The 10767-nt window shown below is 64.2% G+C and carries 6 protein-coding genes and 1 pseudogene; 4 read left to right on the top strand and 3 right to left on the bottom strand.

Features of this window, described 5'->3' with window-relative positions:
• Positions 1-36: 36 nt before the first annotated feature.
• Positions 37-849 (bottom strand): SAMP-activating enzyme E1, encoded by an 813-nt coding sequence (ubaA, locus tag ACWUI7_RS06790; protein ID WP_496641465.1) that lies wholly within the window; start codon positions 847-849, stop codon positions 37-39.
• A gap of 491 nt (positions 850-1340) precedes the next feature.
• A complete protein-coding gene (locus ACWUI7_RS06785; RefSeq protein ID WP_496641464.1) occupies positions 1341-1931 on the bottom strand; it encodes a 50S ribosomal protein L15e in 591 nt (196 codons plus the stop codon).
• A 1027-nt stretch (positions 1932-2958) separates the two neighbouring features.
• Here ACWUI7_RS06785 and csg point away from each other — a divergent pair.
• The gene (gene csg, locus ACWUI7_RS06780; RefSeq protein ID WP_496641463.1) at positions 2959-6405 is read left to right on the top strand and encodes an HVO_2072 family ArtA-dependent S-layer glycoprotein; all 3447 of its coding nucleotides are present in this window, start codon (positions 2959-2961) and stop codon (positions 6403-6405) included.
• A gap of 204 nt (positions 6406-6609) precedes the next feature.
• Here the strand turns inward: csg and ACWUI7_RS06775 are convergent, their stop codons facing one another.
• Entirely contained in the window at positions 6610-6855 is a 246-nt protein-coding gene (locus tag ACWUI7_RS06775; protein WP_496641462.1) for a hypothetical protein, read from the bottom strand.
• Between the two features lie 259 nt (positions 6856-7114).
• Between ACWUI7_RS06775 and ACWUI7_RS06770 the strand changes: the two genes are divergently transcribed.
• The 3 genes and pseudogenes from ACWUI7_RS06770 to ACWUI7_RS06760 all read left to right on the top strand — a co-directional run.
• On the top strand, positions 7115-7666 hold the full coding sequence (locus ACWUI7_RS06770) for a hypothetical protein (protein WP_496641461.1): 552 nt from the start codon (positions 7115-7117) through the stop codon (positions 7664-7666).
• Positions 7667-7987: 321 nt separating this feature from the next.
• On the top strand, positions 7988-8167 hold the full coding sequence (locus ACWUI7_RS06765) for a hypothetical protein (RefSeq protein WP_496641460.1): 180 nt from the start codon (positions 7988-7990) through the stop codon (positions 8165-8167).
• 60 nt (positions 8168-8227) lie between these two features.
• Positions 8228-8308 (top strand): annotated as a pseudogene (locus tag ACWUI7_RS06760) (hypothetical protein); the annotation flags it as partial.
• Positions 8309-10767 lie beyond the last annotated feature (2459 nt).

Raw genomic sequence — 10767 nt, 5'->3', positions numbered from 1 at the left:
GTCGCCCGGTTGATGTCGCCTCACAACTCGGTTCGTTTAATCCGCGTCGATCCGACAGCCGCCGGTGTAGTCGACGTCGCGAATCGCCTTGATTGGGTTGTCGCCACACACCGGACACTCCGGGTTCTTTCGATATGGGACCGTCTCGACGGTCATGTCCATCGCGTCGTAAAACAGGAGTCGGCCGACGAGCGGCTCGCCGGTCTCGAGTAGGAGCTTGACCGCTTCGGTCGCTTGGATACAGCCGAGGGTACCGGGGAGTACCCCGAGGACGCCGGTTGTCGCACAGTCGGGGACCGTCCCGGGCTCGGGTGCCTCGGGAAAGAGACACCGGTAACAGGGGCCCTCGGGGACGAGTGTCGTCGCTTGTCCTTCGAACTTGTAGATTGCGCCGTGGACGACCGGCACGCCCGCGAGCCGGGCGGCGTCGTTGATGACGTAGCGGGTCCGGAAGGTGTCGGTGCAGTCGACGACGACGTCGTGGCCGTCGATCAGTTCGGGAGCCTCGTCGACGTCGAGACGCATTTCGTGGGTGGTTACTGTCACGTCGGGGTTGAGCGCCTCGACGAACGCGCTCGCCGACTCGACTTTGGGCGTGCCGACATCTGCGTCGGCGTGGATCACCTGTCGCTGGAGGTTCGAGCGTTCGACGACGTCGTCGTCGACGACCGTGAGCTCGCCGACACCGGCGGCTGCGAGGTACTGGATGACCGGGGCGCCGAGTCCGCCCGCGCCGACGACGAGTGCACGACTCTCAAGGAGACGCGCCTGGCCGTCCGGGCCGACCTCCTCCATGATGATGTGTCTGGAGTAGCGGTCGAGTTGCGTCGAGTCGAGCGAGAGTGACATACGTTCGCGTGCGCTCGCGACCGGTATAACGACTTCCCCGCTAAGTCAGCATATATACCACTGCGGTGGCGCGCGCCTCGTGAGCCGCCGAAGGCGTGCTCGCGAGCGCGTGCGAGGGATGAAGCGAGAGAGCGAAGCGACCGAGCGAATCGGCTGGGGAGGGTGTGGCTGAAACTGCGCCCGGGTGTCGCGAACTCGTGTTCGTTACAGAACCACCAGGCACGTACAGAATCGGCTGGGGAGGGTGTGGCCCAATTGGTGTCCGTGTGTCGCACAATCGTCCTGCTCACACAGCCACGGTCACATACGTACAGAATCGGCTGGGGTGGGTGTGGCTGAAACTGGGCCTGGGTGTCGTGCGGTCGTGTTCATCACGGAAGCGCTGCCACACACGTATAGACTCGGCCCAGGTGCGGATGGCTGCTGTGTGAGAACGGACTGTCGAGTCGGCTTGGCGTTGGACGGACGAGTGAAAACCCCGCGAGTCGACGTTACTTGCCCTGCCGATCGCTGCTGCCGACGGACGGCCGGGTCTTTTCGGTCCCTTTGCCACGGGTCCGCTGGCCGCGGCCCTTGGTCCCGGCGGAGGTGAGCCCGCGGAAGGCCCGGCCTTTGTGGTTGTCATCACAGATCCACGAGAGGTCGTCGTCGGCTTCGATCGCGGGATGGGCGGGGTCGACGAGGATCACTTCGTGCCATTTCTGTGAGCCGTCTTCACCGACCCAGTAGGAGTTGAGCACGCGGAGGTTGCGGTACTTCCGGGAGGCGCGCTCTTCGGCGATGCGCTGGATAGACTTCCGCCGCGAGAGGCGGTTGACACCCTGGCGCTTCGAGCGGCGGCCGGCCTTGTGGCGTTGTTTGCGCGAGCCACCCTTGCGGACGCTCACGCGGGCGACGATCACGCCCTGTTTCGCCTTGTAGCCCAGTTCGCGGGCCTTGTCGAGGCGGGTCGGGCGGTCGATGCGCTCGATGGCGCCCTCGGTGCGCCACTCTTGTTTGCGCTGCCACTGGAGCTCTGCGAGTTTCCCCTCCTTCGGGGACTGCCACGCCTGCTTGATGTGTGAGTAGAAGCTTCGTGCCATGGTTGCCTGCGGACGCTTGCGATTCGGCCGGTCCCCGGCCACATGTCGTCTCGTCCCGCGCGGGCGTGTCGCGCCCGTCCGGCGGCGAGTGCCCACTGGCGGTCCACACCAGCGAGTTACTCGTACTGGAACCGGTTCGATCATAAGCGCTTCGTTCTCCGATGCGCGCATACTCAGCTCACAAACCGATTCGAACGTCGATCATCCACCATGGCGCGCGCCTCGCAGGTCGCCGAAGGCGGGCTTGCGAGCGCGTGCGAGGGATGAACGAGTCGCCAATGGCGACGAGTGAATCGGCTGGGGAGGGTGTGGCGGTAAGTAGTGCCCGTGTGTCGCGCGGCCGTCTCGTTCATAGTCACTCTCACGCGTGTATTAGGGAGGAGGTGGCCCAATTTGTGCCCGGATGTCACGGAGGTGTCGTGGTCACACAGAGACTCTCGCGCGCGTATCAGGGGGTGTGGCTGAAACTGCCCCCGTGTATCACGGAGTCAGCTCGTCGACACAGCGATCACCAGACGCGTACGGACTCGGTCAATGAGGGGATTTCCACGACGACTCCGTGTACACGGGCACACTTACTGCCACTCCCTCCCCAACCGATTCCACACGTGGGTGTCGGGAGCGCTGTGACTGCGACGACTCCGTGTACACGGGCACACTTACTGTCACTCCCTCCCCAACCGATTCCACACGTGGGTGTCGGGAGCGCTGTGACTGCGACGACTCCGTGTACACGGGCACACTTACTGCCACTCCCTCCCCAGCCGATTCACTCGGTGCGACGAGTCGTCGCCTACGGCTCCTCCTCGCCGCACCTTGCTCATCCCTCGCACGCGCTCGCGGGCACGCTGTCGCGGCCCGCGAGGCGCGCGCCACCGCGAAATTGTGTGTATGGGTGTCGTGTTTGGGGTGTTGTGTATGGGTGTTGTCGACTGTGTGGGGTGGGTACTGGTCGGTCGCGGACACAAGCTATTTAGTAGTCTACCCAATTGTGCGACTATACTTCTGATGACACAGACGAGGGTACGTGGTCGGCCCGGCCGGCGGGACGACCGAGCGACAGACGGCGAGCACGAACACGCGGGAGCTGCCCTCCGTGGTGCGGCCGCCGGGCGGTGAGATGGCAGCCGACGCCACCCGAAGACGCGGGACGGTACTGCTCGGCTGTCTGCTCGTGGTCCTCGCAGCCGTGACACTCGCCGGTGTCGGCGGGCCAGTGACCGCAGACGCGACCAGCCTCACGGCCGACAGCGCTACCGACGTGTCGATCGACCCCGACGGCACCACCTCCCAGACGGTGCGATTCGACGTCACGGTTGACGGGAGCACGGCCACCGAGGCGATCACGATCACGCCGACCGACCTCCCCGACGGGATACTCTACGGCGCGGACGCGACGGTCGAGTCAGGGGAGAACGTCTCCGTTTCGGAGACGACCGTCTCGGCGGAGGCCGTCACCCTCACGCTCGCTGGGACCGACGACGCGGGTGAGGTCGACGCCTCGGTCGCCACGACGATCACCTACGATACGGCCGGGCTCACGGCGAGCGACGCGGTCGCCGACGCCGGCCACCGGATCGCCGCGGGCGACGGCACGGGCGGGGTCACCGACACCGTCTCGTTCGACCTCCGGTACGAGACCGCGGACGCGACGCGGACACAAGGCGCTGCGACCGTCCTCAACGGCACGCCGGTGTTCCAGGGGGAGTCGGACCTGACGTTCCTCGACACCGACGGCACGCGGATCGACGCCGGGGCGTTCGTGAAGACAGCCGGCCAAGCCGAGGGGACGACACTCTCGCTGCCGATCGCCGACGACGAGGCGGTCGGGACCTACCGGGACCCCGAGAGTGGGATGTCCGTGACCGTTCAGGAGCCCCGGATCACGACCGCCGAGGTGCAACGGGCGGGCAGCGACATCGGACAGATACCGGCCAATCGGGCGGGGACGCTCACAATTGTCGCCGAGTGGAACTTTGCGGCCGCAGAGGAGCTCGAGGTGACCGTCGAGGACCCGAGCGGGAGCGAGGTCACGGGACAGGTCGTCGCGGGTGCGCCGACGCTGTCGACGGCGGACGAGACGCTGGCGCTCGAACTCGCCGGTGAGGACCCGGGCGTCTACACCGTCCGCTTCGAGGGGAACCGGAGCCTCGACCACGGGGCGGTCACGGAGACGTACACGATCGAGACGACCGAACAAGACTCGCTGACGCTCTCGGTCGCGAGCGAGAACGCCACCCGGGGGACGCGGCTCGACTACACCGTCGCCGGCGGGCTCGACGGGAACCGACACCTGGTGACGATCCCCGCGTCGAGTCTCCGTGCGGGCGTCGACCCGGCCGACCTCACGGGCGTGTTCCGGAACGTCGGGGACACGACGACGGCCGGGCTCTGGAACGCGACCGGCCAGACCGCGGTGACCGACGACGAGGCGTACGACCCTGAAGACATCGCGTACGCGTACGCCGTGATCGAGGTGGAGGGCTCGGAGGCGACCGGTGAGATCCAGACGCGGTACCTTCGTGACGAGCGCGTTGACGTCTTCGTGTACGCGCCGGCCGGCGCGGGGACGTACGACCCACCGGCGACCCGGCAGGCGCTCGAGCCGTTCGAGCGGGACGACACCGACGTCGACGTCCGCCAGGGGACGCTCGAGCTGGCGTCGCCGACCGGCGCGTACACGATCGGCCAGGAGGTGGACGTGCGCGGGGAGGCGACGAGTGCTGAGGCGGTCGGGATATACGTCCGCGACACCGGTGCCTGGCGACCGGTTAGTCTCACGGGCGAGGACGTGCCGGGCGCGCAGGTGCTCTCGGTCGACTCGGACGACACGTTTTCCGAGACGGACGTGGCGATCGCGGACGCAACCGTCACGACGGCGACCGGGAGCCAGATCCTCGCGTTCCCCGGGCGCTATGACATCGCGGTCGCCGACATGGCCGATGTCGACGACCCCGGGGCGCCCATCTCGACCGCGGACTTTCGTGACGTCTCGAGCGAGCGGTATCGACTCACCGCCTCGGTCGGTACGCTCGAGGCGACCGTCCAGACGGTGAACGGCCAGGTGGCCGCCGCGGACGGGGTCGTCGACCTCAACGGTACGGCCCCGGGGCAAGACCGGGTCGCGTACGCGTTCGTCGACGATCGCGGGGAGACGGTGGTCGACACCGTCTCCGTGAACGAGACGACGAGCACGTTCGAGGCCGAGTCGATCGGGCTCGCGCCGCTCGAACAGGGGCGGGTCACCGCTCACGTGGTCTCGCTCGGCCGCGACGGGATCCCCGGCGAGGGGGCGTCCGGGCCGATCGCGGGCGACGACGCGGCCGCAGTCGCAGATTATATCGCCGGGCTCGAGGGGAGCGGGGACCAGGTGCGCGATCGGATCGCCGCGAACACGGTCAACGCGAGCGGGAGCGACGACCAGCTCGTCACCCGGTCGTTCCGGTACGACGACGCGCGGCTCTCGATCGAGCGGGTGTACCCGGCGGCAGCACCCGCAGACGGGATCTATCCGGTGGCGATAGACGAGACGGTCGTGGTCGAGGCGACCACGACGCGCCGGCCGGACGACTCGGCGGTCTCCCTCGACGTGCTCGACGAGGACGGCGAGACGCTCGCCTCGTCGTACGCCACGGAGTGGGGGACCGACGGACGGGTGCGGTTCCGGTTCGCGGCGGATTCGATCGGGCTCGGGCCGTTCACGCTCGAACTCGAAGACGGCGAGAACCGGGCTCGTGAGGAGGTGGAGATCGTAACCGAGCGCGACACCCGAACCGGGTACGAGCTGGACGACTCGAACGTGACGCTCACGACGGACCTCGCGGGGCGCGACGAGCTGCGGCTCACCGTGGACCGAGGCGGGGCGGACGCGCTCGCGATCGGGGGGATCGCCCCGGAGGGGACCGAAGTCGAGGCCGTCTCCGGGGGTGGGGAGGCACAGGGCAGCGGGATCGTGTGGAATCAGCCACAGAACGAGACGGTGTCGTTCACGCTTTTGCCCCCGGAGACGGTCGCGCCCGGCGACACGATCTCGTTCAGCGTGGTCGACGTGGGGACGAACCAGCGACGGTCGGTCGCGATCGAGGTCGTCGAGACGCGGGTCTCCGAGGACGCGTCGGCGGAAAACGCCACCGACCCCGCGGGCGAGGCGACGACCGAGAACGCGACCGACGGGTCGGCGCAGGCCGACGCCGAGGGGGACGCGACGGCCGAGACGACCGGCTCGGCGGTCGCGAACACGACCGACGCGGACGAGACCACGGGCGACGGGACCGCGGGCGGTGGGGAGGCGAACGCGACGGGCGCGCAGAACGGGTCGAACGTCTCGGCCGCTGAGGCCGGCACGGGGTCGAACGCGTCTGGTGACGGAGCGACCGGCGAGTCGGTCGAAGAGACCACGCCGGGGTTCGGTGTCGGGGTCGCGCTCGGTGCGATCCTACTCGTTCTCTTCGGGGCGGCCCGTCGGCGATCGTAGCTGGGCGCTCGTCGGTGGGGGTCGTTCGCGGGGACGCGATCGATGAAACTCGATCGCGGAACCACCACAATAGACGGCTCGGCGGTCAGGATAGCTCTGCAGTCAGGATAGCTCGACAGTCAGGATAGCTCGACAGTCAGGATAGCTCGACAGTCAGAGTAGCTCGGCAGTCAGAGTAGCTCGGGTACACGGACGGCCTGGGGGTCAGTACAGCTCGATGGTCAGCTCGACGGTTTCGCGGTCTGTCTCGGTCGCGGCGTCGGTCTCGTCGGGGTCGGTCTCGTTGGGGGTGGGGTCGTCTGGGGTGGTCATGGGAGTGTCGGTCTCGTCGGGATTGATCGCGTCGGGGTCAACGACGTCGTCAAGGGAATGCTCACTGCCGCTCGCCATGGAGGGTGCGAAGACACTACCGCCGCTCGCAACGAGCATCAGGAGCTCACGCCGCTTCATGCAGCCGATATCAACACAAGATTATAAACACTTTGTGGCTCGCGGTGACAGTTTTTGCCCGCTGTCTGTGGGTCAGTCGCACGTGCGAACGTTTCAGATTCGATCGTCACGCCCGGCTTCGTTCGGCGTGGTGCCGGTCGCGGGTTCGGGACGCGGGTTCGGGACGCGGGGCGGCGTGGTGGGGTATGCCGGCGCGAATCGCGTGGTAGCCGGCGTATACCGCCGGTATCGTTTTACGTGGCAATTTGTTACGATCGGTATGTCCTACTCCCTCGTCACCGAAGCGGAATTCTGCTGGGTGCTCGAGTGGGTCGAGCCGGCCGAGACGACGGCCATCGCCGAGCACCTGCCGACGTCGACCAAGGCCGCCTACATGCGGCTGCGGCGGTTCGAGGGGGCGTACGTCACCCGGACGACGACCGAGTCGAACGAGCATCGGTGGTCGCTCACCGAGGCCGGCCGCGAGGTCGCCGCGGCGGCCGACCTCCCGCCGGTCGAGGAGGCGGACCTGGCCGAGCACTTCGCGGGGCGGTCGACGAGCATCAATCCGGCCGCCATCCTGTACGAGATCGCGATCGACGACGCGGAGTGGGTGCCCTCGAGCACGCTGTACGACGCGCTCCCGTACGCGAAGTCGACCCTGCGCAAGCGGCTGAACAAGCTCTACGACGCGGGGGTGCTCGACCGGGACGCGAGCGGGCAGACGAACCACTGGCGGCTGACCGAGGGGGGCCGCGAGCGGTTGGCCGAGGCGGACGACCACGACCCGCGCGACGAGTCGGCGCGGATCTACGAGTCGCGGCCGGTGTGAGGCGTCGCGTCCAGAAGCCGGCACGAGGCGACCCGGCTCTACTCCCCTGTATCCCACGGTGAGTAGGTACCAGATACGACGCGTGTATCCTGTCACTACTGGTGAAGGTGACGGCATCTGAGCCGGCTCCTTTTTGACGAGAGGTGTACTCCTGCGCGGGATTCGTGGCCGTGAGGGTTTAGTAGGATTCTGGAGGGCGCATTCGCTACATGAGGGTACACCCGGTAACATTAACTTGTCCGAGTATGAATGAGGGAACCGTAGCGAGGACGAATGCTACACCTCACAGCACAACAGGCATGATAGCCAGATGATAGCGGTATGAGCGAAGCTATGACAAGCGAGGATAGCGACGGCCCGAAGTCGCGGACGACCATCGAGGTCGACCGCCAGGTGTGGCGGCAGGTTCGCGCCGAGGCCGTGAGTGAAGGCAAAAACGTCTCCGAAAAGCTCGAGGAGATCCTTCGGGAGCACGTCGAGCTTGAGGATGACGATGCGTAATCACAACATAATGGTAGACAACACATCCGGATCAGCCGGGTATACCGACGGAGGAATTGCATGACAGGTAATAAGCGTCCACGCGAACGGTTCGGTGCTGTCTTCTTCGCGTTCATCATGGTCACCTCGATGGTGGCCATCGGTGGTGCGGCATTTGCTGGGAGTGCAAGCGCGCAGTCCAATGCGACGACGGTGACGGCTCACCAGCTATCGATCGGTGATACAGAGTCCGTTTCCCTGTCTGGTGTTGATGTGGCTGACCTCACATCATCGACAGGTACTGGAGCTATCGGTGGTGGAGATGAAACTGGCATCAGTGAGCAAACTGTTGCTGACGCCTCTACCGATAAGCCAGACGATGTGACCGCTTCAGGAGAGCACACTGAAGCTGACCTTGATCCACTATATGGAACACTCTCGCTGGATGTTGATGGCGATGAATCCACTGAAGAGGTCACTTATGAACTGGCGGACACTAGTGATGACGCCACCCACGAATATGATACAGTCATCATAGACACTGCCGGTGACGGTAACCTTCCCACTGCTGACGATGGTGTTGCTCTAACGCAGGGCGATACCACCCCCGCGTTCAACGGAGTGCAACTCACCGCCACAACCGTGGCGACTGATGCTGACAGTAACGGTGACTCCGCAGATGTGGGAGTTACTGCTACCCACATGTCGGGGACGGTCGACGTGAACGTTGATGACGGTTCGCAGAACGCCGAGGAAACCATCGACTTCCAACTTGTCGACACTGACTCCGACAGCGTCGTCGAGACTGTCGATATGGACTTAGGTGACACCGGTTCTATCGATAGTACCGACGAAGCGGATCTCGGAACCTCTGCGACGGTTTCCGGATCGAACGGTCTTCAGTATGATATCGAGGTCACCAACGCTGATGTCACGGCAGGCGACGCATTCACCGTAAGCGCGAGCAACGGTGTGTTCGTCCGTCAAGGTACCTTCGATGCAAGTGAAGGTCCGTTCGATGTCTATTACGTCGACACCGACTCGGACGGTGTCGCCGACTCGGACGCATACATAGACCTAGACGACGATCAAAATCTCGAAGACGGTGAAGGATCGTTCGGTGCTGACAATGACGTTACCGGTGACGCACTGAACGAAAAGTACCGCGTTAGCAGTATCGCGGGCGACCTGACTGCCGATGCTGCCCAGTCAACGACGATCCGTCCGGTGCTTCGAGCGGGTGTCACCTACGACATCCGCGTTCTTGAACTCGGCACTGACGGACAGACCGCGTACCTCGACGATATCGAGAGCGATCTGATCTCCCCGGCCGACAGTGCATCTGACCAAGCAGATGCTGTCTACGGAGCTGGTGACGATTTCTACTCGTCCACCTTCAACTCTGACGGGAACGCGACGTTCAGTGGCATCACGGTCGACTATGCAGGAACCGCTCTTGACGATGGTTCCTCGTTTGCGGTCACTGCTGACAACGATGCATATACGGAGGATGGAACTGCGGACTCCTACATTGGTGTCAACGATGGTTCCGGTGACGGGACTGAAGTGCTGACGCTGGAAGTCGAGCCGTCGAGCCAACTCACGAACGTTGACACGACGCTCGACTCGATCCAGTACGACGAAGAACAGTCCTTCACGGTCACCGTGACAGATGCCGACGGTAACGCAGTCAGTAACGCCGATGTCGAAGTCATCCAAGACGCGAGTCCGGATGATGGCAATGACGACACGAGTACGCTCTCGTCCGGCTTCACTGGCTCCAACGGTGAGTACACCACCACCATCCAGCCGAGCGCGGCTGGTGAAATTGATGTTCGCGTTACTGACGACCTCGGTGGTAAACTCGGCAGTCCCGACGAAACAGACACGTTAGATGACGTTGAAGATACCGTCACAACGACGGTCGATCCGATTGAGTTGGGTGTCAGTCCGCAGCAATCCGCCCTCACGAACGGATTCAGTGAGAGTCCAGACTTCGACATCACGCTCAATGGTGATGCCTTCCGTGATGGTCAAACGACTGGCGCAACGGTCAAGCTCCGTGGTGAGCCCCTTGACGAAGGAGATAATTTCGTTAGTGACGAAACACAGTTCAACACCTACGGTACCGATGACGATGGCGATGGTGGCAGCAATGCTGACGGTACATTAACGACCGGTGATAGTTTCTCTAATGAGGAAAGCTTCGCACCGGATACGACCGGCACCATTGATGTCGCTGCTGAGTTCCAAGAGGATACTGGTACTACTGGCCCAGCCGAATACAATGGCACCACCACGCTTGATGTCAATGATGGTGCTGGACTAAATGTCCAGACGGACACCTCGAGTTCGCCGCTGGATACCAATCCTGGCAACGACGGTAGCCGCGACACGTTCAATCCAGTGCTGACTATTCAGGATGGAAACGCTGAAGGACTCAAGGCCGTCGCTGACGGCAGTCTTGAGTCGAACGACTTCGAGGAAGTCAGCATTACGATCGAGGGTGTCATAGAACTCTTCTCACACCGTGATGATCGTGCTTCCCGGATTGTCTCCGCGTTCGTAGTTGGTGATAGCGACGACGAGGCGAAGGCACAGCGAGAGGAACACCTGTGCTC

The organism is Halorubrum orientale, assembly GCF_059623105.1.
Note: the sequence above shows the minus strand (reverse complement) of the source record. Positions and strands in the feature narration are given on the sequence as shown.